General features: G+C 33.1%; 24 protein-coding genes. 8 read left to right on the top strand and 16 right to left on the bottom strand.

Going from position 1 to position 26,499, the window contains the following annotated elements; translation table 11 throughout:
* The first annotated feature begins 51 nt into the window (after positions 1 to 51).
* Positions 52 to 1,131: a serine hydrolase domain-containing protein gene (locus KO504_RS00245; protein ID WP_215924171.1), complete on the top strand. Its 1,080-nt coding sequence runs from the start codon at positions 52 to 54 to the stop codon at positions 1,129 to 1,131.
* Here KO504_RS00245 and KO504_RS00240 read toward each other — a convergent pair.
* The 9 genes from KO504_RS00240 to KO504_RS00200 form a co-directional block, all read right to left on the bottom strand.
* Positions 1,128 to 1,475, bottom strand: a complete 348-nt coding sequence (locus tag KO504_RS00240; protein ID WP_215924169.1) for a hypothetical protein — start codon at positions 1,473 to 1,475, stop codon at positions 1,128 to 1,130. The two genes, KO504_RS00245 and KO504_RS00240, sit on opposite strands and share 4 nt — an antisense overlap.
* 41 nt (positions 1,476 to 1,516) lie before the next feature.
* Positions 1,517 to 2,491 carry a signal recognition particle-docking protein FtsY gene (gene ftsY / locus KO504_RS00235; protein ID WP_215924167.1) on the bottom strand — a complete coding sequence of 325 codons (975 nt, stop codon included), beginning with the start codon at positions 2,489 to 2,491 and terminating at the stop codon, positions 1,517 to 1,519.
* A 185-nt stretch (positions 2,492 to 2,676) separates the two neighbouring features.
* Entirely contained in the window at positions 2,677 to 2,829 is a 153-nt protein-coding gene (locus tag KO504_RS00230; protein WP_008271041.1) for a DUF4295 domain-containing protein, read from the bottom strand.
* A gap of 6 nt (positions 2,830 to 2,835) precedes the next feature.
* Positions 2,836 to 3,018: a 50S ribosomal protein L33 gene (gene rpmG, locus KO504_RS00225; RefSeq protein WP_215924165.1), complete on the bottom strand. Its 183-nt coding sequence runs from the start codon at positions 3,016 to 3,018 to the stop codon at positions 2,836 to 2,838.
* Between the two features lie 27 nt (positions 3,019 to 3,045).
* Positions 3,046 to 3,282, bottom strand: a complete 237-nt coding sequence (gene rpmB / locus KO504_RS00220) for a 50S ribosomal protein L28 (RefSeq protein WP_215924163.1) — start codon at positions 3,280 to 3,282, stop codon at positions 3,046 to 3,048.
* 169 nt (positions 3,283 to 3,451) lie between these two features.
* Positions 3,452 to 4,699, bottom strand: a complete 1,248-nt coding sequence (locus tag KO504_RS00215) for a competence/damage-inducible protein A (RefSeq protein WP_215924161.1) — start codon at positions 4,697 to 4,699, stop codon at positions 3,452 to 3,454.
* A gap of 7 nt (positions 4,700 to 4,706) precedes the next feature.
* Positions 4,707 to 5,048, bottom strand: coding sequence for an Hpt domain-containing protein (locus tag KO504_RS00210; protein ID WP_215924159.1), 342 nt, complete (start codon positions 5,046 to 5,048; stop codon positions 4,707 to 4,709).
* On the bottom strand, positions 5,049 to 5,660 hold the full coding sequence (locus tag KO504_RS00205; protein WP_215924157.1) for a fumarylacetoacetate hydrolase family protein: 612 nt from the start codon (positions 5,658 to 5,660) through the stop codon (positions 5,049 to 5,051). It lies immediately after the preceding gene.
* A 19-nt stretch (positions 5,661 to 5,679) separates the two neighbouring features.
* Entirely contained in the window at positions 5,680 to 6,456 is a 777-nt protein-coding gene (locus KO504_RS00200) for a 3'-5' exonuclease (protein WP_215924155.1), read from the bottom strand.
* A gap of 234 nt (positions 6,457 to 6,690) precedes the next feature.
* On the opposite strand from KO504_RS00200, the gene KO504_RS00195 reads away from it, so the two are divergent.
* The gene (locus tag KO504_RS00195) at positions 6,691 to 8,910 is read left to right on the top strand and encodes a response regulator (RefSeq protein ID WP_215924153.1); all 2,220 of its coding nucleotides are present in this window, start codon (positions 6,691 to 6,693) and stop codon (positions 8,908 to 8,910) included.
* Between the two features lie 314 nt (positions 8,911 to 9,224).
* On the opposite strand, the gene KO504_RS00190 is transcribed toward KO504_RS00195, so the two are convergent.
* From KO504_RS00190 to KO504_RS00175, 4 genes are all read right to left on the bottom strand, one after another.
* Complete coding sequence (locus KO504_RS00190) at positions 9,225 to 10,607, bottom strand: dihydrolipoamide acetyltransferase family protein (RefSeq protein ID WP_215924151.1); 1,383 nt, start codon at positions 10,605 to 10,607, stop codon at positions 9,225 to 9,227.
* Between the two features lie 90 nt (positions 10,608 to 10,697).
* Complete coding sequence (locus KO504_RS00185; RefSeq protein ID WP_215924149.1) at positions 10,698 to 11,798, bottom strand: glycosyltransferase family 2 protein; 1,101 nt, start codon at positions 11,796 to 11,798, stop codon at positions 10,698 to 10,700.
* 7 nt (positions 11,799 to 11,805) lie between these two features.
* Positions 11,806 to 12,423 (bottom strand): recombination mediator RecR, encoded by a 618-nt coding sequence (recR, locus tag KO504_RS00180; RefSeq protein WP_215924147.1) that lies wholly within the window; start codon positions 12,421 to 12,423, stop codon positions 11,806 to 11,808.
* A gap of 83 nt (positions 12,424 to 12,506) precedes the next feature.
* Positions 12,507 to 15,041, bottom strand: coding sequence for a VPS10 domain-containing protein (locus KO504_RS00175; protein WP_215924145.1), 2,535 nt, complete (start codon positions 15,039 to 15,041; stop codon positions 12,507 to 12,509).
* 75 nt (positions 15,042 to 15,116) lie between these two features.
* Here KO504_RS00175 and KO504_RS00170 point away from each other — a divergent pair, with 75 nt between their 5' ends.
* Positions 15,117 to 16,562, top strand: coding sequence for a sodium:solute symporter (locus KO504_RS00170; RefSeq protein WP_215924143.1), 1,446 nt, complete (start codon positions 15,117 to 15,119; stop codon positions 16,560 to 16,562).
* Here KO504_RS00170 and KO504_RS00165 read toward each other — a convergent pair.
* On the bottom strand, positions 16,559 to 16,921 hold the full coding sequence (locus tag KO504_RS00165; RefSeq protein ID WP_215924141.1) for a CoA-binding protein: 363 nt from the start codon (positions 16,919 to 16,921) through the stop codon (positions 16,559 to 16,561). The genes KO504_RS00170 and KO504_RS00165 overlap by 4 nt on opposite strands.
* A gap of 103 nt (positions 16,922 to 17,024) precedes the next feature.
* On the opposite strand from KO504_RS00165, the gene KO504_RS00160 reads away from it, so the two are divergent.
* On the top strand, positions 17,025 to 19,469 hold the full coding sequence (locus KO504_RS00160; protein ID WP_215924139.1) for an outer membrane beta-barrel family protein: 2,445 nt from the start codon (positions 17,025 to 17,027) through the stop codon (positions 19,467 to 19,469).
* A 283-nt stretch (positions 19,470 to 19,752) separates the two neighbouring features.
* Here the strand turns inward: KO504_RS00160 and KO504_RS00155 are convergent, their stop codons facing one another.
* Positions 19,753 to 21,051: a metal-dependent hydrolase family protein gene (locus KO504_RS00155; protein WP_215924137.1), complete on the bottom strand. Its 1,299-nt coding sequence runs from the start codon at positions 21,049 to 21,051 to the stop codon at positions 19,753 to 19,755.
* 146 nt (positions 21,052 to 21,197) lie between these two features.
* Complete coding sequence (locus KO504_RS00150) at positions 21,198 to 22,208, bottom strand: 3-oxoacyl-ACP synthase III family protein (protein ID WP_215924135.1); 1,011 nt, start codon at positions 22,206 to 22,208, stop codon at positions 21,198 to 21,200.
* A 204-nt stretch (positions 22,209 to 22,412) separates the two neighbouring features.
* Between KO504_RS00150 and htpG the strand changes: the two genes are divergently transcribed.
* From htpG to KO504_RS00130, 4 genes are all read left to right on the top strand, one after another.
* The gene (gene htpG, locus KO504_RS00145) at positions 22,413 to 24,323 is read left to right on the top strand and encodes a molecular chaperone HtpG (protein WP_215924133.1); all 1,911 of its coding nucleotides are present in this window, start codon (positions 22,413 to 22,415) and stop codon (positions 24,321 to 24,323) included.
* A 238-nt stretch (positions 24,324 to 24,561) separates the two neighbouring features.
* Entirely contained in the window at positions 24,562 to 25,074 is a 513-nt protein-coding gene (locus KO504_RS00140) for a Crp/Fnr family transcriptional regulator (protein WP_215924131.1), read from the top strand.
* Positions 25,075 to 25,228: 154 nt separating this feature from the next.
* Positions 25,229 to 25,777, top strand: coding sequence for a hypothetical protein (locus KO504_RS00135; RefSeq protein ID WP_215924129.1), 549 nt, complete (start codon positions 25,229 to 25,231; stop codon positions 25,775 to 25,777).
* Between the two features lie 3 nt (positions 25,778 to 25,780).
* The gene (locus tag KO504_RS00130; protein ID WP_215924127.1) at positions 25,781 to 26,416 is read left to right on the top strand and encodes an MOSC domain-containing protein; all 636 of its coding nucleotides are present in this window, start codon (positions 25,781 to 25,783) and stop codon (positions 26,414 to 26,416) included.
* Positions 26,417 to 26,499: the final 83 nt, after the last annotated feature.

Below are 26,499 nucleotides of genomic sequence, written 5' to 3'. Positions count from 1 at the left end.
AATGTAAATTAAACCTTTAGTATATTTATAGGTCTTAAATAAAAACTTACGATGAAATCTTTTCAATTTACATCCATTTTAATAGTTATATTTCTATTTATTTCTTGTTCAAGTGATGATACTTCTTCAGAGAACCAAGGCTCTCCAACCGATGAGATCTATTTCCCTCCTTTAAATTCCGATACCTGGGAAACTAAATCAATTTCAGAATTAAATTGGAATGAAGATCAGCTTCAACCATTATTAGACTTCCTAGAGGAAAAAAACTCTAAAAGTTTTATGATTCTTCATAACGGCAAAATAGTTGAAGAACATTATTTTAATAACCATACCAGTTCTACCCCATGGTATTGGGCAAGTGCAGGAAAGACATTAACTACTGCAGTTACTGGAATTGCTCAAGATGAAGGTTTATTGGATATCAATAATAAAGTTTCAGATTATCTTGGTACTGGTTGGACAAGTGCTCCATTAGAAAAAGAAAACCTAATTACTTGTAAAAATTTATTATCCATGACCTCTGGTTTAGACGATACTTTAGGTGATGATGTTTCGCCTGTAAATTTACAGTATATGGCAGATGCTGGTACGCGTTGGGCTTACCATAATGTGTATGTAAAATTACAAGATGTTGTGGCTGAGTCTAGCAATACAACTTGGGACAATTACTTTAATACACATCTTAGAGACAAAATAGGAATGACTGGAAATTGGATAGACTTAAGTGGCTTAAGTGTTTACCTAAGCGATACCAGAAGCATGGCTAGATTTGGCTTATTAACTTATGCCAATGGCAAATGGGAAGATGAACAAATTGTAAACGACAATTATTTATCTGCTGCCACCAACACTTCTCAGGAGGTTAATTTGGCTTATGGTTATTTGTGGTGGTTAAATGGTAAATCTTCGTATCATTTACCTCAAACTCAAGTTGAGTTCTCAGGAGCACTTATTCCTGATGCGCCAGATGACATGTATGCTGCGCTGGGTAAAAATGATCAGAAAATCTATGTGGTTCCTAGTAAAAAATTAGTCATCATACGAATGGGCCAATCTGCTGACGATAATAATTTTGCGCTTTCTAATTTTGATAATGAGCTTTGGATAAAAATTAATGCTTTGATTAATTAGCCATAAGGATTAAAACGCATAATGCATTGATAAATCTGCCTCTGAAAAATGCAAAACAAAAATACAATTCCAAACAAGGCATAAACACGTTTAACATTATACTGTTTAGTCCATAAACTTCGCATACTAAAGAAACTTAGGACAGCAAAAAATACGACTATAAAATACAACGGAAAGGATGCATAAGCATTTAACTGCTTTGGAAGTAAAGGGCTTTGTGGTGTTGCATAGACCAATATTAAAGACGCTGCATATTTAAAAAACATAAAAGCCGAATACAATACCGTAAGTATTGTAATCGGCTTTAAAATCTTATAATCCTTTAAATGTAATGGTTTACACATTATAAAACGCCTAATGGTGCTACACCTGAACTTAGAAGGTGTTATTTAAAGAATGAATCTACAAATTCGTATTTATTAAAGACTTGTAAATCTTCAATACCTTCTCCTACTCCAATATATTTCACCGGAATTTGAAACTGGTCGCTAATACCAATCACAACTCCTCCTTTGGCAGTTCCGTCTAACTTGGTTACGGCTAAAGAAGTAACTTCGGTTGCTGCTGTAAATTGTTTAGCTTGTTCAAAAGCATTCTGACCTGTTGAGCCGTCTAAAACTAAAAGTACATCGTGAGGCGCATCGCCAACTACTTTTTGCATGACACGTTTTACTTTTGTCAGCTCATTCATTAAATTGATCTTATTGTGTAAACGTCCAGCTGTATCAATAATAATGACATCTGCTTCTTGATTGACACCAGATTGAATAGCATCAAATGCTACAGAAGCAGGATCAGATCCCATTTCTTGTCGTATCATTGGTACATCTACTCTATCTGCCCAAACCTGTAATTGATCTATTGCTGCTGCTCTAAAGGTATCTGCAGCTCCAAGCACTACTTTTAAGCCTTTCTTTTTAAACTGATATGCCAATTTACCAATGGTTGTTGTTTTTCCAACACCATTTACTCCAACAACCATAAGTACATAAGGCGTTTTAGAACCATTAGCTTGTTTTGGTAATTCAGGAATTGTGTATTCTGTTTCTTCGCCAGACTTAGTTTCTGAGAGTAACGCAGCTATTTCTTCCCTTAGAATTTTGTTCAATTCTGAAGTGCCTAAATATTTATCTTTAGCAACACGTTCTTCAATACGTGTAATCACTTTTAATGTCGTGTTAACACCAACATCACTAGTGACTAGGATTTCTTCAAGATTATCTAAAACGTCATCATCAACTTTAGATTTTCCGGCAACGGCTTTATTTAATTTATTGAAAAAAGAAGATTTAGATTTCTCTAAGCCTTTATCTAAGGTTTCTTTCTTTTCGGAAGAGAATATTTTTTTAAAAAAACTCATTTTGTTGTTAGGTTATTAATCAGCACCTCGACAAGCTCAGTGTGACAGTATTATTCGCAATTATTACATTGCAACAACCTTGCCTTTAATATTTTACTGTTAAGATGTCAGATGTTTTCAAATATAAACATAAAAAAACTGCTTTCAAATGAAAGCAGTTTAGTTAATCTATATATAAATAAAGATTATTTTTTGTTTAAAAAGTCATTGACAAATTCTGGTGCCATTACTGATTCTACGAACATGTATGCTCCAGTTTTTGGTGATTTCACCATTTTTATAGCTTTTGTCAAACGTTTTGATCCTGTCTGTAAAGACGCTACTGATTTCTTTGCCATGGTTTCTTATTTTATCTCTTTATGAACTGTCATACGCTTAAGGATAGGATTAAATTTTTTAATCTCCATACGGTCTGGCGTATTCTTCTTATTCTTCGTTGTAATATATCTTGATGTTCCTGGTTTTCCAGAAGTTTTGTGCTCTGTGCACTCTAAGATAACTTGTATTCTATTTCCTCTTTTTGCCATTGTAAATTGACTTAAGCGCTAACGCTATTATTTGTAAAATCCTTTTGCTTTAGCTTCTTTTAACATTGCTTCGATACCAATTTTATTGATAGTCTTTAATGCTGATGTAGAAACTTTTAATGTTACCCACTTATCTTCTGAAGGAATATAAAAACGTTTTTTGATTAAATTGGCATCAAATGTACGTCTTGTTTTATTCATAGCGTGAGAAACATTGTTTCCAACCATCGCTTTTTTCCCAGTAAGTTCACAAACTCTTGACATTGTTTTCTTTCTTTAGGTGTATTATTATTTTTCTGCTAACTCTTAAAATTTTATTTTTCTCAAAGAAATTCTTTGAAAATACTAACCCTAAGAATATAATATCCGAACATAGATATTTTAAACAGGGTGCAAATTTAATAAAACTTTACGTTTCAGCAAATATAAAACTCTACTTTTTCAAAAAATATTTCTGAAGCATTTCAAAAGCTTTATTTGTAGCTCTACCAATCACTTTTTCACGATGATCTCCAAAGTTAAAAACTTCAGAATACACCTGGTCTTTAGAGGCAATTGCAATCCATACCGTTCCAACCTCTGCTTCTGAATCTCCTTTTGTTGGCCCTGCGTTTCCTGTTGTACTTATAGCATAATCGCTGTCAAATAATGTTCTTACATGCTTCGCCATAGCTTCTGCTACCTGTTTACTCACTACCGAATATTTTTTAATATCCGCTTCTGAAACATTTAAAATTTTTATTTTAGATGTTGTTGCATAGGTTACTACACCACCATTAAAATAAGCTGAAGATCCTGCATTTGCTGTAAATGCTTCGGCAATGCGTCCACCTGTACAACTTTCTGCAACAGCTAACGTTTTTCCTTGCTCAGTTAAACGTTTTCCAATAACAGCTTCAATAGATTCATCTTCCTCATAACCTACAAAAACATCTTCAATCTGTGTTAATAATAAATCTACCTGATGTAGTATTTCTTTTTCAACTACAGATTTATCATTAGCTTTTCCTGACAAACGCAAACGTACACGTCCTAAACTTGGCAAATAGGCTAGCTTTATAAAGTTAGGTAAATTATTTTCCCATGTTTCAATACGTTCTGCCAATGCACTTTCTCCTAAACCATAAGTTAAGATGGTTTTGTGCATTATATAAGGAAACTTAAATTGTGCTCTTAATTTTGGAATAACTTGCTCTGTAATTAAGGCCTTCATTTCGTAAGGCACGCCAGGAAGCGATACAAATACTTTTCCGTTTTTTTCTAACCACATACCTGGTGCTGTACCATTGTGGTTCATTAATACTTTACATTTAGAAGGCACTAAGGCTTGTTGCTTATTAACTTCTAATAATGGTGCAGAATTATATTTTGCAAAAATCTGCTCTACATTAGTTAAAACAGCTTTGTCTTCTACTAAGGTATCCTCAAAGTATTCGCAAATAGTATGCTTGGTAATATCGTCTTTGGTTGGTCCTAAGCCACCAGTTATAATAATGATATCTGCATTTTCTTCAGCTTCTTTTAGCGCTTTAAGGATATGTGATTTTTCATCTTGTACTGATGTAATCTGATAGATAGAAATTCCGAACTTATTAAACTCTTTGCCTAAGAACGCCGAATTTGTATCTACAATTTGGCCAATGAGAATCTCATCTCCAATAGTAATAATCTCTGCTTGCATCTATATGTTATAGTCCAAAATCGGCTTTAATTTCATTTACAGCATTATCTACTGCAGTTAAGACTGTTGTAAGCTGCTCATCTATATTTTTATCTGATTGCTCAAATTTACCCCAATCCTGTACTTCTATCAATGTATCTAATACACCAAGTTCAAATAGATCGATAGTTGGCTTCATTTTATGAGCAGCTTGATAAACTTCCTTATAATCTTTTTCTGGTACTGCTGTTCTTAAACGTTCAGCGTCTTCTGGCACCTCTTCTAAAAAAGCGGCTGCTAAAGCTGCAACGAAATCTTCGTCATTATCAGCCATTTCTCGTACGCGATGTAATTTATAATATTCTGACATTTATTTTATTTTTATTGAAAACATTTCCTCGTTTTCAAGATATCCTTTTAATTGGTCTTCTGCAAAAACTTTACCAACTCCTGCTGGTGTGCCCGTAAATATAATGTCTCCTATTTTTAAAGTGAAATATTTTGAGACATATTCTATAAGTTCATCAATTTTCCAAAGCATAAGTGCTGTATTCCCTGTCTGAACGGTGTCGTCATTTTGCTTTAAACTAAAATTGATATTGTCTATATTTTCAAATTTAGTTTTTGGCAACCACTTCCCTATTACAGCAGCTCCATCAAAGGCTTTTGCCTTTTCCCAAGGTAAGCCTTTGGCTTTTAATTGTGCCTGAAGGTCTCGTGCTGTAAAATCTATACCAAGCCCTATTTGGTCATAATATTTATGTGCAAATTTCTTATCTATATATTTCCCTACTTTGTTGATTTTCACTAAAACTTCTACTTCATAGTGAACATCATCTGAAAAATCCGGAATAAAAAAAGGCTGCTTCTTTAATAGTATTGCCGTATCTGGCTTTAAAAACACGACTGGATCTGTAGGTTTTTCGTTTTCGAGTTCTTTAATGTGGTCTGTGTAATTACGACCTATACAGATTAGTTTCATTCTTCTTAACGCTTTGGTATTAACTTAACTTATTATTAAATTGACGCAGTTTAATTGCCGTTAAAACCTTCTTGGTATACAAAGGAAAATCTGCATTTAGTAACCAACCAAAATAGCCTGGTTCTTGTTCCATGACATCAACCACACGTTTGCCTTTATGCTTTCCAAATGAGAAACACTCTTCTCCTTCTTTATTAAAGATTAAAAAACCTGCAAAATCTGCAAACTTTTTACGTGAGCTAAATTCTGCTAAAAACTTGGTATCGTTTTCTAAATCTTCGTAACGCTCTAATTGTGCTTTTAAAACTTCGTATGTGGCTTTAGTATCTGCTTCTGCGCTGTGAGCATCACTTAAATCCTTATCACAGTAAAACTTATAAGCAGCCACTAAAGTGCGCTGTTCCATTTTATGAAATATGGTTTGCACATCTACAGATCGTGTATTTTTCATATCAAAATCTACACCTGCTCTTAACATTTCTTCTGCCAATAAAGGGATATCGAATCGGTTAGAGTTAAAACCACCTAAATCTGAATCCTTAATTAAGTTATAAATTTCCTTGGATAATTCTTTAAAAGTGGGTTTATCTGCAACATCTGCATCCGAAATACCGTGAATTGCTGTCACTTCAGCTGGAATTGGCATTTCAGGGTTCACTAACCATGTCTTTGCATCTTCCTTACCATCTGGATAGACTTTAAGGATTGAAATTTCTACGATACGGTCTTTTGAAATATTAATCCCTGTAGTTTCTAAATCGAAAAAGCAGATGGGTTTTGTAAGATTGAGTTGCATGACTTATTTATTTTTTTACAAAGGTAGTTAGATTCTTTAATAAAGACTGATTTGCTTTAATAAACCTACAGTATATAGAACCATACTTTAGTAATTTACTTTTCCATTTTATCAAAAAACCTAAGCGTTAGAAAACCCCTAAGCATTCCTCTATTAATATTATAAAAAAAACCCACAGTATAAACAATAAATTTCAGTATTTTGTAGGACAATAAAACATTTTGCCAACCAATAATGCGATTTTTACTCCCCTCCCTCCTATTACTTTTACTCATTTGTAACGTTCATGCGCAACATACAAATGACACCAATGATAGTATTCTAGACGCTTCTGATTCCGAAATCACAAGTCATATTGATTCCATTAAAAACGTAATGATAGCAGATTACTATGAAGAAAACTACAGTTCTGTAATTCTTAATGCTAGCGAAATTTTAAAAATTGTTGACCAAAATGAGCTTCCTCTCGAAGTTTTTAACATCCGTAGTTACCTAGCCAATTCCTACCTTCATTTAAACGATTCTGTAAAAGCTATTGAATACGCTCAAAAAAACAACAAATTATCAGAACGACTTAAAGACACTACGGCGATTATAGGCGCTAAGATAGACCTAGGTAATATCTATTTAGCGTTTGGATCCTCTATTGAATCTATACATTCTTTTGAGCAAGCCTTACCTCTGGCAAAAAATCAAAATAACAAAATGGCGCTTTTTATATTAAACTATAATATTGCAGATATCCATTTTAACCAACTTAACGATCCTACAGGCGCTATGCCTTATATAGATGCTGCTGAAGAAAATGTAGGCAAAGATTTTAAATTAGGACAAACCGGCATTAGTTTACTTAAGTCGCATTATGCATTTTACAATAAAGACTACGATGTAGCCGCAGATTTATACCAGCAAACCATACGCATGGCTAAAGAAACAAACTATATCGATGTCTTAAAGCAAGGCTATGAAGGCTATATTAATTGCCTTGTAAAAAAAGAAGATTATAAAAAGGCTTACGAGATTGGCAAAATACAGGACAGTCTTTCGCTTGCAAGACGTGAAGAGGAAATTGAGAAATCGGCAAAAATTTTAACGGCAGGTTTAAAAAGTGCACAAATCCAAGAAGAGCTTGAGAATGAAGAATTAAGAAGTAAATTGGCGATTGAAAAATCCGAAGCACAAAAAAATCTACTAATAGGCAGTGTCTTAGTTTCATTGTTACTTTTAGGACTTTTATTATACCTTCTGAAGGTAATAAAAAACAGAAGAAGACTAAATAACGAACTCAAGATTAAGAATCAAGAATACTTAGAAGCGAAATTAGAATCTGAAAAATTAGCAGAAGTAAAAACGCGTTTCTTATCTACAATGAGTCATGAGTTACGCACACCATTATATGGAATTATTGGATTAAGTACTGTACTTAACAACGATAAAAATCTAAAATCTCATAAAACAGAATTACAATCTTTAAAATTTTCTGCAGACTACTTACTCAATTTAGTAAATGACGTACTGACTTTAAATAAAATGGATTCTAATGAAAAAAATGAATTAGAAGCTAAAGCCTTTCTTCTTAAAGACCTATTAAATAATATAAAAGAGTCTCTAGAATACATCACAGGCCAAACCAACAATAACCTTACAATAGCTTTAGATAGTAAAATCCCTAAATGGATAAAAGGTGATCAGACAAAAATGTCACAGATCCTAATTAATTTACTTGGTAATGCTTTAAAATTCACTAATAATGGCGAAGTACAACTTGTTGTTACTTTAATAGAAAAGGTCGAAAACAATTTAAAGCTAAAATTTGAAGTTATAGATAATGGCCAAGGCATCTCTGAAGCAGACCAGAAAAAAATCTTTGAAGAATTTGGACAACTAAAACATCAAGGCTATTTTCAAGGTTCAGGGTTAGGACTTACCATTGTGCGTAAATTACTTTTTGATATGGGCTCTAAAATAGAACTCAAAAGTGTTGTTGGTGAAGGTTCAAATTTCTATTTCGAAATCACCGTAGGTCAAGCCCAAAAAGAACACGCCAATGAAAATATAGAAGATAAGATATCGATAGACAGGCTTAAAAACAAAAGAGTTTTAGTTGTAGATGATAATACCATTAATCTTTTAGTTACCAAGAAAACACTAGAGAGTCACAACATTTTAGTTGATGTTGCCACTAATGGTCAAGAAGGGCTAGATAAAATTATGATAATGGATTACGATATCGTGCTAATGGATGTTAACATGCCTATAATGGACGGTATAGAGGCCACAAAAAAAATCCGTGAACTCCAAAAACCTGTAATAGTTATTGCGCTAACAGCAGTTACACAAGATGAACAAGATGACCGTTTTAAAAGTGCACAATTCAACGATTCTATTGTAAAACCATATAAGGTTAATGAATTTTTAAAAACACTCTACTACAACCTCAACAAAAGAGCTTAACAATACGACATATCAGGTAGGTTGTCACATAATAAGATAGTATAGAAACAGTATAACACCATGCTTTAATAGCAATTCAATTGTTATAAAAACCCATAGGACCATAAAAAAAAGCACAGTACCAAACTGTGCTTTTTTTAAAATTTTATTCTATAGTTGCTATTTCACAAAAAATAAAATTAATACAACTATATAGTAAAGAATAACGGAAGAAACAGCTATAAGAAGTATACCTCCAACCCAATATAATATAACTTCCACTACCTCAAAAAACGTAGATTTCGTTTTATTATCAATTGGTTTTTTAGAATTCATTATATCTCTCTATCACTATCCCAACCTTCCAAATAATCTTTTACGGCTTTTACAAATTGTCCACCTAGCGCTCCATTAACAACTCTGTGATCGTAAGAGTGCGACAAGTACATTTTATAACGAATACCTATATAATCTCCTTCTGGTCCTTCAATTACGGCTGGTGCCTTTCTAATAGCACCTAAGGCTAAAATACCTACTTGAGGTTGATTGATAATAGGTGTTCCCATAATACTACCAAACGTACCAACATTAGTTACGGTATACGTTCCGCCTTGTATATCATCTGGGTCTAATTTTCCCAAACGTGCTCTATTCGCTAAATCGTTTACACGCTTTACCATACCAAATAAATTTAACTGATCTGCATTTTTAATTACAGGTACAATTAAATTACCATCAGGTAAAGCCGCTGCCATACCAACGTTAATAGCTTTCTTTTTAATAATTTTATCTCCTTGTACAGAAATATTCATCATTGGGAAATCTTTTAGAGCTTTAGTTATAGCTTCCATAAAGATTGGAGTAAAGGTCAGATTTTCACCTTCACGTTTCATAAAACCGTCTTTAACCTTTTTTCTCCAGTTCCATATATTAGTGACATCAGCTTCTATAAACGATTGCACGTGTGCAGACGTCTGTACTGAATCTATCATATATTTTGAAATGAGTTTCCCCATTCTACTCATTTCAATAATCTCATCTCCTCCTGAAACTGCAATTGGCTTTTCTTTAGGTTTTTCAACCTGTTTCTCAGCCTTAGGTTGTTCTGGTGCTTTAGGTGTTTCTACTTTTGGAGCAACAACTGGTTCTGCCTTAGGAGCTTCAACTGTTTGTGCAGCAGGTGCAGGACTTGGTGCAGAACTGCGAGATTCTAAATACGCTTTAATATCGTTTTTAGTCACACGATTATCTTTTCCTGTTCCTGGAATGGTATCTAATTCTGCTTGAGAAATACCTTCTTGTTTTGCTATATTTTTAACTAATGGAGAATAAAAACGATCTTCTGTAGAAACTACCGGCTCTACAGATGTTTTTGCTGCCACCACTGTTTGTGCAACTTCTGCTACTTTTGGTGCTACTGCTTCAACCACTGGTTCTGGTGCTGCAGCAGGAGCTTTTACTTCTACTGTTCCACCACCTTCAGTTTCAATAACTGCAATGGTTTGACCTACTTGTACAACATCATCAACTTCAAATAGTTTTTCAACTAAAACTCCGTCTACTTCACTTGGAACTTCACTATCTACTTTATCTGTAGCAATTTCTAAAACAGCTTCGTCTGCTTCAATAGTGTCTCCAACATCTTTAAGCCATGAGGTTATAGTTGCTTCTGCAACACTCTCTCCCATTTTTGGTAACTTAAGTTCAAACTTTGCCATATCTTTAATTTGTGGGTCTTTATTTTGTAATCGACTGCAAAATTAATAAAAAAACATGTGATTTACTGACTTTTATTCAATTATTACAACCTAAAAATGTAGCACTTCCCCTCTATTTGTAGCACTATCACTTCCGAGTATAAATTTACTGTTTTTTGGTAGAAATCTAAAAACAATATTCTCTTGCATCGATTTTTGTTTCATGTCATTAATTACATCACTAGCTTTCAATACATTAAAATCATACACAAGCATACTGTCTTTTTCAATTTTGTCTTGTATTGCATCTGTAATCTCGATTGGTTGGGGTAATTGTTCTTCTAAAGATTGACTAATAGCCTTAGTGTAAATAAAACTTCTTTCAGATTTTATTTCTACTATTTCTGGAGCTTTACTCATTACATAAGCCAGTTTAATTCCTAACCAAACGATAGCATTAAATACCGCATTCTGTTTAAAATGCTTTTTGTAAAAAATTTGCATTGCACCATAAAAGCGTTTAGCATATTTACGATCTCTTAAGGTACTTTCTCCTTTAAAATGAACGACTGTTGTATCTCCAAAATAAAAATTATCATAACCTGCTTTTATTACTTTATAAGATAAGTCTATATCTTCTCCGTACATAAAGTAAGCTTCATCAAAACCATGAACATATTCGTAAACATCTTTTTTAAGCCACATGAATGCACCTACTAAAATATCAACTTTGCCTGTGTTTTCAATCTCTACGTCATTTGCATAATAACCATTAGTATTACCTAACACTTTTTGTAAAGACACTTTTGGAGTGGGCACATTACGCTTACTTTCTGGAAGAAACTTACCCTTTCCATCAATTAATTGACAGCCTACGATACCAAGATTATCTTTGGAATCTGCAAATTGAATAAGTTTTATAAATGTATCTTCTGCAACTACGGTGTCTGGATTAAGAATACATAAATACTCACCTTTTGCATGAGTTACACCAATGTTATTTCCTTTTGAAAACCCTGAATTATCTTTGTTTTCAATTAAATTCACAGTTGGAAAAAGCCGCTTAACCATATCACAACTATCATCAGGCGAATTATTATCTACAACTATAATCTCTGCATCGATATCTGCAATTGCAGCTACGACACTCTTTAGACATAATTCTAAAAAGTAGCGGACATTGTAGTTTAATATGATAACAGATAACTTCACTATTTTGCTATGATTTTAAAGAAGCTTCAAAAGGTACACGGTCTATAATGCTTCGACCTAATGTAATTTCGTCTGTATATTCTAATTCGTTACCTGCAGCAACACCTCTTGCAATGGTTGATGTTGCTACATTATAACCTTGTATTTGCTTAAAGATATAAAAGTTAGTCGTATCCCCTTCCATTGTTGGGCTCATAGCAAAAACCAATTCTTTTACTTTACCTGATTTTACTTTTTCTACTAAGGTCGAAATATTTAAATCTTGAGGTCCAATACCATCCATTGGAGATATTTTCCCTCCTAAAACATGATATAAGCCTTTAAAAGAACTCGTGTTTTCTACAGCCATAACATCTCTAACATCTTCTACTACACAAATAAATTCACTATTTCTATTTGGGTTTTCACAGATTTCACACAAAACCTTGTCACTAATATTGTGGCAAGATTTACAGAAATTGATTTCCCTGCGCACCTTAGACAAAGCATCTGCCAACTGAAAGGTTTGATTTTCTGGCTGTCGTAATAAATGTAAAACTAAACGTAGTGCTGTACGCTTACCAATTCCTGGTAATTGCGACATTTCATTAACAGCGTTTTCTAAGAGTTTTGATGAAAATTCCATGAGTGCGAAGGTACTGATTTTTAGACATAAAAAAATCCAATTATAATGCATATATAATTGGACTTTTTAGTTTTTTATTGGTTTTATTTTATAATTAACTTTTTAATGAGTTCTCCATTTGAACTGTTCAGTTTTACAAAATAAACTCCAGTTTCATAGGCTAAGGTGTCTATTTTATATGCATTAGATAAATTAACGTTTTTAGCATAAAACATCAGTTTACCCATCGCATTATAAATTCTAACCACAACTGCTTCGTTTGTATTCCATTTTAAATTGACTTCGTTAGTGGTTGGATTTGGATATAACGACAAATTATTTAGTTCAAAATCATTAACACTTAACGATTCATCATAAAGACTCGATCTCCATAAACCTCTACCATAAGTTGCAGCATATAATTTATTGTCTGCGGCATTAATTTCAAGTTCATTAATTCTAACATTTGGCAAACCATTGTTAAAAGGAGTCCAAGTATTTCCTAAATCATTATCGGTATAATAAATGCCATAATTCATACCAACATACAAGCCATCTTTACCATTGTCTTGCCAAGCTAAAGCTTGTGAAGAGAAACTTGGTAAATCCCAACGAATAGATGAAAAAGAGGCTCCATTATCTGTACTAACATATACTTTTTGATTGTTGGTTGTAGCTATCGCAATTTTATTTGGATCTGTAGGATGAACAGCGATATCATTTATACGTCCACCACCAATACTAAGCGATGATTTCGTCCAATTAACTCCTCCGTTAACAGTATACCAAAATGCTCCATTAATAGCTAAATACATTTTATTATTATCTGTTGGTGCTACTTTAAAGTGGTCTATATCTGCCGAAAAATTTGGGGATATAGAGGTCCATACATCTCCTCCGTCTATTGATTTGTAAACTTCATCAAAAGCACAGTAAATCACATCTTGTGTAATAGGATCTTGCTCAAAAGGCACTACCCAATTCCAATCACTATCACCACCTTTATCATCTGGTTGTGTAAGATATGAGATACTTAAACCAGCATCAAAGCTCTTAATAAAACCACCAAACTGTGATGTCCCGTAAATTAACTGTGAATTGTTTTTATCTACAAACCCTTCCATGCCATCTGCTCCAAACCAATCTGTCCAATTTCCGTCTGCCCCCAATAATGACGAACCGTTATCCTGAGAACCACCTGTTACAATTACCGGATTAGTTTGACTCACTCCAATCTTATAAAACTGTCTTATCCCCATTCCTGCTGTTAGGTCTGTATAATAATTACTGTTAACTACTGTTGGATTTTCTGCTCTATAAATACCACCATCTGTTCCTACTAAAAGCTTTGTGCTTTCACCTGTACCCACAAACTCCATAATATCAACATCGGCATGACAGTATCCAACATCCTCTAAGTTAGCATCATAAGGAGTCCATTGCGACGTCACATTAAAAGTAACACCTCCGTTTGTTGATCTCCAAGTATTTATACCAGCAATATGTACATCGTTAATATTATTGGGATTTACTGCAATGTCCATATCTCTTGGTGCTTGTCCTAAATCGTCATCGGCTAAAGATGAATAGCCAAAATAATTTTTATTCGTATGGTTTAATTTTGTGAACGTTATACCTCCGTTTGTTGATTTATACAAACCGTTATACAAACCACTTTGAGCCTCAACAACATATATTACAATAGGATTATCTGGCGAAACTCCTATCATTTTAGGGCCATTTGAAAACTGATTGGGTCCCACTCCTGGTACTTCAGAAAAAGTTAATCCATTATCTGTAGATTTATAGAAGGCATTTCCAGAGGCATAAATAACGCTAGGATCTCCAGGTTTAAATTCAAAATCGTAACCATTTGTTGCACTAAAATGAATAATACTCCAAGACAAACCACCATCTGTTGACTTATACAAGCCTCCTCCTTCAGCACTACAATACATTTTTGAAGTATCTGTTGGATGGATTAAAATCTTATTTACATTTCCACCTCCAGGTAAACTACTTAATAACGACCATGTCGCTCCATTGTCTAAAGATTTGAATATAGCTCCACTGTAAGATCCCCAAAAGTAAGTTGAACTATTTAGCGGATCAATAGCAAGTGCATACACATCCATATTTGCTAAATTATCTGTAAGAACTGCCCAAGTTACACCTCCATCTAAAGTTTTCCATACGCCACCAGTCTGACTTCCAGAAATAATATGGTTTAGGTTTCCGGTTTCTACCGCAATAGACGTTATTCTACCTACACCAGGATTATAGCCTGAAGTGGCATTCCAATAGGTTGGTCCCATTTCTTCCCAAGTCCCCACTACAGTTCTTGCTGCTAAGCCTTCATTATTCATTCTTGCATTGAAGTCTTGTAATTCATTATAATAAAACTCAGGCGATTTTAATTTTCCTGTTTCATCCATGGCACGCTCAGCAAAGTACTGCCAACGTCTAAAAGGTTTATAACCTCGGCCACGCTCTCTTCCTACAGTATCAAAGTGACGCTCTGCCACTTCTACTATAGCCTCTACTGTATTTGTTCCTTCGGCAACAAGCTGTTTGTAATCTTGAGCAAAAAGCCCCAATCCAAACATAATAAACACAAATAAGCAGATGATATTTTTCATAAATAATTTATTTTTAAAGCCGTTTTTTTTTCAAATGTACTACTTTTCGAAAATATTACTAAAATATTACACTTCATGTCACCAACATCAATATTATTATTAATTGCAGGTTACTTCGGATTGCTAATTTTAATCTCTTATTTCACCGGAAAAGAAGATTCTAACGCTGCCTTTTTTAAAGCCAACAAATCTGCTCCATGGTATTTGGTAGCCTTCGGAATGATTGGTGCGTCTTTATCTGGTGTTACTTTTATTTCGGTACCTGGTGCTATAGAAGCAAAACAGTTTGGATATTTACAAGTGGTCTTAGGGTATTTTTTTGGATACCTTATTATTGCTTATGTTTTATTACCTCTTTATTATAAATTAAATCTAACCTCTATATACACCTATTTAAAAGATCGTTTTGGAATGGTTAGTTACAAAACAGGATCTGTAGCATTTCTTATTTCTAGAACTGTTGGTGCCTCTTTTAGACTATTCTTAGTTGCTAAAGTTTTACAGCTTTTAGTCTTTGATCTTTTTGACATTCCATTTGCTATTACAGTAATGATTACCATAGCATTGATTTGGCTTTACACCTTTAAAGGTGGTATAAAAACCATCATTTTCACAGATACACTTCAAACCTTGTTTATGTTGATTTCTGTTGTTGTAACAATAGTATTCTTAGCTTCGGCTTTAGATTTAAATAGTATTGGAGAGCTTATTACTTATACTAAAGAAAGTAACCTTAGTAAAGTTTTCTTTTTTGACGATGGCAATGATTCACAGTATTTTTGGAAAAGCTTTTTGTCTGGTATTTTTATTACGATTACCATGACAGGTTTAGACCAAGATATGATGCAAAAAAATCTTACCTGTCGTAATTTAAAAGATGCTCAAAAAAATATGGTAACGTTTAGTATTGTGCTCATTTTTGTAAATATCTTATTTTTGGTACTGGGATTAATGCTTACAAATTATGCCGCTATAAATGGCATTACTGCTTCAAAGGACGATTTATTTCCAACAATCGCAATGCTTCCTGAAATTGGCATAGTAACCTCAGCTTTCTTTTTACTAGGCTTAATTGCTGCTGCCTACTCTAGTGCAGATTCGGCCTTAACATCCTTAACAACCTCTTTTTGTTTTGATATTTTAGATATTGAAAACAAACCTGAAACTGAAAGAAAAAATTTAAGAAAACGCGTTCACATAGGATTTAGTGTTGTTCTTATTTTGGTAATCTTACTATTTGATCTCATTTTTAAAGACGTCTCTGTAATTTGGGAACTGTTTAAAGCTGCAGGTTATACTTACGGACCGTTGTTAGGTTTATTTGCTTTTGGCTTAATAAGCCAATCACAAATTAAAGATAAGTTTGTTTGGATTATAGCCATTGCAGCTCCATTGCTTTCTTATATGTTAAACATGTATTCTAAAGAATTATTCAACGGTTATGAAATTGGATTTGAAATATTAATCATCAATGGCCTTCTTATGTTTTTAGGCCTATTACTTATTAAAAAGAAAGCTTAATACTGATTAGTACTCAATAGCACCAATGTACAAGCCACTTCATAAGTAATATTATTTTGCTTAAGTAAATTATAAAATTCAGAATTTTCTGTTCCAGGATTAAAAATCACACGCTTAGGATTTAACCCTATAATATAATCATAATAAGTCGTTTGACGCGTTGGATTAAGATACAATGTTACTGTATCTATTCCTTTATATGGCATTAATTCGGTATCAATAGAAACATCATCAACCATTCCAGACCTTAAACCAAAAGCTTTTACCTCATGGTTATAATGCCTCAATTTTTTTATCGCCATATGAGAATAGCGCTCAGGTTTTAAAGACGCTCCAATAACTAGTGTTTTTTTATTCATAATGTTAAAAAGTGTTAATAAAAATTAATTAAAGTAACATAATATAAAAATAGTCGTCTAGTGAGTAACAAACTATCAAATCAATCAAAAAAAATCAATCAAAATGAAGCATTTATTCCTAATGCTTATCATGGTGTCATCGACCATTTTAAGTGCACAACCCAACTCCAATTCTGACATTAAAAACGGTACTGTCTCAGGACGTGTTATTGATGCCCAACTAAATCAACCTCTACCTTATGTTAATATTGTCATTAAAGATATAGCAAATAAAGTAATTACAGGAGGCATAACTAATGACGATGGCACCTTTGAAATTGAAAACATTCCAGAAGGCAATATCATTGTTTCCATTCAGTTTGTAGGTTTTAAAACTATTGACAAAAACATCACTTTAGGCAAAGGCAACTACAAAGTAAACATTGGCGATATTAAGCTAGAAGAAGAATCTACAGGTTTAGATGAAGTTACCATTGTTGCAGATGTCTCTACCATACAACAAAAAGTAGATCGTAAAGTTATTACCATTGGTAAAGACTTACAAACTGCTGGAGCAACGGCAAGTGAGATTATGAATAATTTACCATCCGTTAGTGTAGATCAACAATCTGGTTCAATAAGTTTACGTGGCAATCAGAATGTACGTGTTATGGTAGATGGCAAACTGTCCAATATTCCGGCAGAACAATTACTTAAACAAATTCCTTCCACCTCAATTAAGAGCATTGAATTAATTACCAACCCTTCAGCAAAATATAATCCAGAAGGCATGAGTGGTATTATAAACATCATACTTCATAAAAACACACAACTGGGTTTTAATGGTAATGTTAATGTTGGTTTGGCTTATGATATAGAACCTAAATTTAACGGCTCTATTGATGCTAATTACCGTAACGGAAAATTTAACTTGTTTGGCTCTTACAGCAATAGTGTTTCAAAAAATGATAATTATGGCCAGATTAATAGAATTGAACAAGAAATTCAACAAAATTTTCACATTCTAAACAATAACAAGTCAAACCTATTTAAAGTAGGTGTAGACTATTATTTGAATGACAAAAACACCATCTCTATATTTACAAATCAAAATATATTTGATGGTTGGTCTAAGGTCAATTCTGGAATAGCATATCTTACGAACAGTTCTCTTAATGAATCGCAATTTACAGGAGGCGAAAATGAAAACGATTCACAACAATACAACTTTAATTACAAGCACGATTTTAATGATGAAGGTCATAATATTGAGCTAGAAGTAGATCATAATATATATGAAGGCTTAGGAGATACCAACAATGTCTTTTTCAGTTCACAACGTCCAAATTTTATTGAAAATACAGATACAGATAGAAATCGAACCACTATAAATTTAGATTATGTTAATCCCTTATCAGAATCTGTAAAGTTAGAATTAGGTCTTCAAGCCCGTTTATTTGACAACAGTATTTTTTACGAGTCTGACGCTAGAGAAACCAACCAAGCTGGCGATTACATCCCAACAACCACTCGTTTTGATTACACAAGAGATATTTACTCTGCATACGCAACCTTTGGTAAAAAGCTAGAAAAATGGAGCTACCAAGTTGGATTAAGAGCCGAAACAGTAAATGTAGATTCTGAAGCGTTTAAAAAAGATTTATCATCAAACGAAGAATTAAATATTCCTTTTGAAAATGATTATTTTGAATTGTATCCTTCAGCATTTGTGACCTACTCACCTTCAGAAAAAAACTCATACCAATTTAGTTATAGCAGAAGAATTGATCGTCCTGGCATTGGACAAGTTAATCCTTTACCAGAATGGAACACGCCTTTAATTTCCCAATTTGGAAATCAAGAGTTACGCCCTCAATTCACCAATTCTATTGAAACAAATTACACCAGACAACTTGAAAAAGGAAGCATTACAGCTGGTGTATTTTACAGAATTATAGAAGACGAAATACAACAAGCTATTTTAATAGACCGCACAGATCTTAACCGCTTAATTATGACCAATTTGAATTTTGACAATACCTCTGCTTATGGTATAGAATTATCTTCAAATTACCGTCCAACCAAATGGTGGAGTATTAATGCTAGTTTTGATTTGTTCTCGCAAACCCAAAAAAGTGTAGCAGAATCGTTTGATACTAATCAAGACATTATTTTAAACACTGTTGAAGTAGATAACATTTCTTATAATGTTAGAGCATTCAACAACTTTAAAGTGAGCAAAAGTTTAAGCTTTTCGGCTTTTGGTATGTACAGAGGAAAAAATAAAAGCATACAATTTGAAATGAAAGACATGCTTATGGTTAACTTAGGTATGCGATACAGCTTTATGGAAAACAGAGCGAGCTTTAGTTTGAGTTATAATGACATTTTTGACACGATGTTTGCTGAGTTTGATAGCCAAAGACCATTTGTACAACACGGCCAGTTTAATTGGGAAAGTCAACAAATATCAGGACGTTTATCATACCGTTTTGGTGGTGGAAAATACAGAGCCAAATCTCGTAAACAACGTGATAATGACGTTAAAGAAGGTGGTAGTATGTTTTAAAACATATATTTAATAGTTAGCATAATTAGTTGATGGTTAGTGAACATGCTTAACTATTAAATGAAGAAAACCCGAAACTTGCGTTTCGGGTTTTTGTTAAATACGCGTTAAATGTATGATTCGATGAAATAAATTTCAAACTATTACGTCTATATTAGTATAAGTTTTTAGTAATAGTAATTATAAACTATCGTTTATAATAGTGTTAGTTAAAGTTGGTTAATAGCGGAAAAGCCCAAACAAATTGTTGTTTGGGCTTTTTTTTATATTGAAAACTCAAAAATTAGTTCAGATCTTGTAGGTGTACATTTCCATCTTTCATCACAAATACCACTTGTGTTATGGTAGTCATAAAATCAGTAGTAATATCACCTTTTACCGCAATTATATCTGCTTTAGCATCTGGTTTTAGTACTCCAAGCTCGTTTTCCTTGTGTAAGCTTAACGCAGATATATAAGTTGCCGACTGTAAAATATCCAAAGGTGTCATGCCGGCTTCAAAATAGGCTCGAAACATATCTCGTGAAGATTCACCACGCGTACCACCAATATCTGTGTAGTTATCAGAACCGGCTACAATGGTTACTTTTTTTTGGATGGCTCTATTGAGTCTATTTTTCATCTTATTGATGTAATTACCTACCCAAGGTAAATCGCCGTCTTCATAACCAGACAGTTTAGCATAAATCTTCATATAAGCTTTACTGTTTTCTGTGGGTACTAAAAATACCTTTTTTTTAGCCATTAAGGTTAAAGTTGAATCTGCTAAATTAAATCCATGCTCAATACCATCTACTCCTGCTTGTATAGCATTCCATGCCGATTGATTCGTAATGGAATGTGCTACCACAGTTAGGTCATACGCTTTTGCCGTTTCTACAATGGCTTTCATTTCTGCAATAGAGAGGTGTGTATTGTTTGGAATATTATCTGCACAAATCTTAATGAGATCCACCTTTTGGTTGACGTGTTCTCTTACCGCAATTTTAGCGTCTTCTACTCCATTTACAATTCTGTATTCCAAATCTATCAGATTTTGGTGTTTTGGAGATACGCCATAAACTTGACCTCCTGTAGCGGCCATAATTGGCCCAGAAGCAAAAATACGAGGTCCTTGAATAGTACCTTCATTAATAGCATCACGTAGGGCAACATCTAAAAAGAGTCCTGAATTACCCAAATCTTTAACACTCGTAATGCCAACATCTAAATACGATTTTGCACGTTTTGAACCTCTAAGTGTTCTTATGGCATCACTTTCCATAGTGAGCGAACGAATACTATGTTCTGAAAAATCTTCGGTGGCATCTTGCGAAAAAAGCACATGAGTATGCGCATCTATCAAACCGGGTAAAACGGTGTATTCAGAAAGATCGATTACTTCAGCATCATCTGGAATCATATTAAAAACACCAATCGATACAATTTTGTTGTCCTTAACATGAATCACTTGATCTTTTAAAAGGACATTTTGTTCGCTGTCATAAAAAAGACCTGCTTTAATATAAGTATCCTTTTGTTGCCCGGTCGCATTTTTTGATAAGCACAAAATAAGTAGTAAAAAAATGGATAGTTTGTGCATGCTGCATATGTTTTAGGTGTTAAAAATAATCATACCGTCAGTCTTTTAAGCATATAAAAAATCAACCTCGTTGTTATATGATATACGTTCAAGTCATTCGCAAAATTTAATTACAAATAATGCCCCCTTTTTCAAAGGGATTTGTATTACCACTTCATAATCACACTTCCCCAAGTAAATCCACTTCCAAAAGCAGCTAAAACAACGGTATCTCCTTCTTTTATTTTACCTTCTTCCCAAGCTTCAGTCAATGCAATTGGAATAGAGGCTGCCGTTGTATTTCCGTATTTCTGTATGTTGTTAAATACTTGATCGTCGCTTAACTTAAACTTGCGTTGTATAAACTGTGAAATTCGTAAATTGGCTTGATGCGGAATTAACATATCAATATCATCAACCTGTAAGTTGTTTTTCATTAAACCTTCCATGATTACTTCACTAAAACGCACTACAGCATTTTTAAACACAAACTGACCGTTCATGTGTGGAAAATAACTTTCATCATTAGGATCGTTATCTGCTAAAATATCGTTTACCCAACGTTTACCCATCCCTGGAGCTATTAATACTAATTCTTCAGCATGTTCACCTTGCGAATGTAAATGCGTAGACAAAACTCCTTTAGAGTTATCTTCTTCTCTAGTTAAGACAGCTGCTCCTGCTCCGTCTCCAAAAATAACAGTAACACCTCTCCCTCGTGTGGTTTTATCCATACCATGAGAATGTAACTCACTTCCTATAACTAGAATGTTTTTATACATTCCTGTTTTAATAAAATTATCGGCTACAGACATGGCATATATAAAACCAGAACATTGGTTACGCACATCTAATGCACCAACCGTTTTTATATCTAAAGCATGCTGTACTTGTACACCTGGACCAGGAAAATACATATCAGGACTCAATGTTGCGAAAATAATAAAGTCGATGTCATCTTTATCTATACCTGCACGTTCAATAGCAATTTTTGCAGCTTTCACTCCCATAGTTGCTGTAGTATCACCACTACCTTTTTCTACCCAACGACGCTCTTTTATTCCTGTGCGTTCTTGTATCCACTCATCATTAGTGTCCATCAATTTAGACAAATCATCATTGGTTACCACATTATCTGGCACGTATTTACCTAAGCCTATTATTTTTGAATTGTACATCGAAAAATTATTTTCGTTTCCGAGCCATCGGAAAACTTATTATTTAGTTTAGCAATTTAAGATATAAGATACAATTTATTTTTATTAGCATTTACATTCGTTATGCATGCATAGTACTTGTGTCACTTTGTCACATTTTACGTCTTGGTATTTTATTTGACTATAGATAACCATTCAAATTAATTATACAAAAAACTATATATCATGACAAAAGGAAGTATTAATGTATCGGTGGAGAATATCTTTCCGTTAATTAAAAAGTTCTTATACAGCGATCACGAAATCTTTTTACGTGAACTTATTAGTAATGGTACAGATGCCACACTAAAATTAAAGCACCTTACAAGTATAGGTGAATCTAAATCTGACTATGGAAATCCTATCATTGAAGTTAAAATTGATAAAGAAGGCAAAAAACTTCACATTATTGACCAAGGTTTAGGAATGACAGCCGAAGAGGTTGAAAAATATATTAACCAAGTGGCATTTTCTGGTGCTGAAGAATTTTTAGATAAATACAAAGACTCTGCAAAAGATTCAGGTATTATTGGTCACTTTGGTCTTGGTTTTTATTCTGCATTTATGGTTGCAGAAAAAGTTGAAATTATTACAAAATCGCATACAGGTGCTGAAGCTGCACATTGGACCTGTGATGGCTCTCCAGAATTTACATTAGAACCTTCTGATAAAGCCGATAGAGGAACTGAAATCATCCTTCATATTGCAGAAGATTCTACTGAATTTTTAGAAGAATCAAGAATTAGTGAGCTACTTAATAAGTACAACAAGTTTATGCCTGTTCCAATTAAATTTGGAACTAAGGAAATAAACGACCCAGATTTTACTCCAAAAACAACGAAAGATAAAGATGGCAAAGAAACAACTGAGCCACACAAACAGATTACTGTAGATAACATTATTAACAATCCAAATCCTGCTTGGACTAAACAACCAACAGAATTAGAAAGTGATGATTATAAAAATTTCTACAGAGAATTGTATCCAATGCAATTTGAAGAGCCTTTATTCAACATTCATCTTAATGTAGATTATCCATTCAACTTAACAGGGATTTTGTATTTCCCTAAGATGACGAATGATATGAACATGCAAAAGGATAAAATTCAACTGTACCAAAACCAAGTATATGTAACGGATAACGTTGAAGGCATTGTACCTGAATTCTTAACCATGTTACGTGGTGTTATTGATTCTCCAGATATTCCATTAAACGTATCGCGTTCGTATTTACAAGCTGATGGTGCGGTGAAGAAAATTTCATCTTACATTACACGTAAAGTTGCTGATAAGTTGAAATCATTATTCAACGCAAATCGTGAAGATTTTGAAGCAAAATGGGATGATATTAAGATAGTCATTGAATACGGAATGTTATCTGAAGAAAAATTCTTCGAAAAAGCAGATGCCTTCGCCTTATACCCAACTGTTGATGGTAAATTTTATACCTACGAAGAGCTTTTCAATAAAATAAAAGCCAATCAAACGGATAAAGACGGTAAGTTAGTTATTCTTTATGCTTCTAACAAAGACCAGCAACATAGCTATATTGAAGCTGCAAAAGCTAAAGGTTATGAAGTATTATTATTAGACTCTCCTATTGTATCGCATTTAATTCAGAAGTTAGAAACGACTAAAGAGAATATTTCTTTTGCAAGAGTTGATGGCGATCATATTGATAACTTAATTAAGAAAGAAGAAAATACCATTTCTAAATTAACAGAAGAGCAACAAACAGAACTAGATACTCTTTTAAAAGAAGTAATACCTTCTGAGAAGTTTGCTGTACAATTAGAAGCTATGGATAGTGATGCCTCTCCGTTTATTATTACACAACCAGAATTTATGCGTCGTATGAAAGAAATGCAACAAACTGGTGGTGGAGGAATGAACATGTTTGGTAATATGCCAGAAATGTACAACCTCATCGTTAATACTAATTCTCCTTTGGTTGGTGAAATTTTAGAAACAAAGACCAAAAAGAAACAAGAACGTTTAATAAACCAAAGTTTAGATTTAGCACGTTTATCTCAAGGTCTTTTAAAAGGTGAAGAGTTAACTAACTTTATCAAACGTAGTTACGAGATGATTAAGTAACATATTTCTGCGAAAGCAGAAATCTCATTAATATTCAAAAACCACTTTGTGAATTCAAAGTGGTTTTTTCTTATAGAAAAAAGCAGATAAACAGATATTCAACTATAGTAACGAATTTATAATTTCTGTTCAACTATATTGCGTATCTTAAAGGATATTCATTAATTCACTGCAAGTGCAAACCGATAATCCTATTATAAAAGTAGCCTTTAAAGATCTTAGCTTCACAAAGGCCGAAATGAAGACTATCGAGCCTCTTTTTCATAAAATTAATATAAAGAAAGGAACCATACTCCTTAATGCTGGCGATGTTGTAGATGTTCAATATTATATTTTAGAGGGCTGTTTAAGAACATTCCACACAGATTCTCATGGTAAAGAACATACCATTCAATTTGGTATTGAAGATTGGTGGGTAAGTGACTATACAGCATTTATCGATTCTGATAAAGCTATACTAACCATTGAAGCAATTCAAGATTCTACACTGTATAAAATTTCTAAACAAGACATAAATAATCTATTTTCTAAAATCCCCAAAATAGATAGTTACTTTAGATTAAAACTAGAGCGCTCTTTTGCCGCCTTTCAAAAACGAATTTTATCTTATTTATCTCAAAGTGCAGCAGAACGTTACTTGAATTTTATTAATACGTATCCTAATATTGAAAAAAACGTAAAGAATTATCATATAGCCTCTTACTTAGGTATGACTACAGAAAGCCTAAGTAGAATTAGAAAAGAATTATAATTTTTTTGCATTTATTATCATAAATCAATTTTTTAAATCATTTAAAATTCTATTTTTGCGGTACTAACAAGGTAAATATCCCCTTATTTCCCTAAGATTAATAGCTATGAAGCGCAAGTTTAATAAACTTGCGCTTTTTTATTTATATTAGCTCATGGAAGAAATTAAAATACTATTTTTTGTTATTGGCACTTTTTTTGGAATTCACCAAAGTAACATTATCGCAGAAAAAGCAACAATAACAATAAATCCTGAAGCTAAAACCATTACTGTTTTACAAGAGAATTTAATTTCAATTATTCAGAATGAAAGCGACAGTTTAAAAGTAAAGAGTGAATTAGAAAACATCATTCAACCTAACTATCCTTGGAGTTCAGAATTCGCAAATTATTCAAAAAAAGAGAAATACTTCTTTATTTCTGAAGACACCCAAACACTCAATTTAAAACTAACTCTAACTTATAAAACTACTAATGATTTAAAAGCTTTTGGAATTAATAAAAATAATGTTGGTAAACTGTCAATGACTAACTTTCCTAAAGCTCATACCAAATCTACAGATGGCATATTAGGGGAACGTTATTGGAATTTTAATGCAGACGCCCCGTTCACATTTACAGAAGAACCTTTAACAGACATTCCTACAGAATATGAAATTCATAAAAAGAGTGTATTACCTTTTTGGAAAACTATTAAACGCTAAACCATGAATGTAATTTCAACCAATATTGCACAACCAACCAAATTCATTTGGAATGGCGAAGAAATTACTACTGGAATTTATAAGAAACCAACTGATGTTCCTATCTATTTAGGCAAAAAAGACGTTAGAGGTGATGAAATTTCAGATCGAAAGGTTCATGGTGGCGAGTTTAAAGCCTGCTATCTATTTTCTGCAAACCAATACCCCTATTGGCAAGGTTTATATCCAAATTTAGATTGGACTTATGGTATGCTAGGAGAGAATTTAACCGTTGAAAATTTAGATGAAAAACAACTTTTTATTGGTGATGTTTATAAACTAGGAAACGCATTAGTACAAATTACACAACCCAGAGAACCGTGCTTTAAGTTTGCGCATAAATTTGGAACTGAAGCCGTTTTACAACAATTTATAGACCAAGGCTATTCCGGAACATATATTAGAGTTTTAGAAGAAGGTCATGTAAAAACTGGCGATCATTTTAAATTAATTACATCTGCAAAAGATAGTGTTTCAATTTTTGATTTTTTTGAATTATTATACGCCGAAAATAAAAATCCAAATCATATTAATTTACTACTTAATAATGATGCTTTACCTCAACGTACAAGAAAACGTCTAAAGTTCTATTTACGTTAAACCATTCACAATAAGATTTATTCGATAATTGAATCAGGTTATAGTTATTATTCAACCACACACCTAATTTCTACCTACAAAAA

The sequence above is a fragment of the Winogradskyella psychrotolerans genome, from assembly GCF_018860565.1.
In the GTDB taxonomy this organism is placed as follows: Bacteria; Bacteroidota; Bacteroidia; order Flavobacteriales; family Flavobacteriaceae; genus Winogradskyella; species Winogradskyella damuponensis.
The sequence above is the reverse complement of the archived record's forward strand: the minus strand, read 5'-3'. Positions and strand labels throughout refer to the sequence as shown.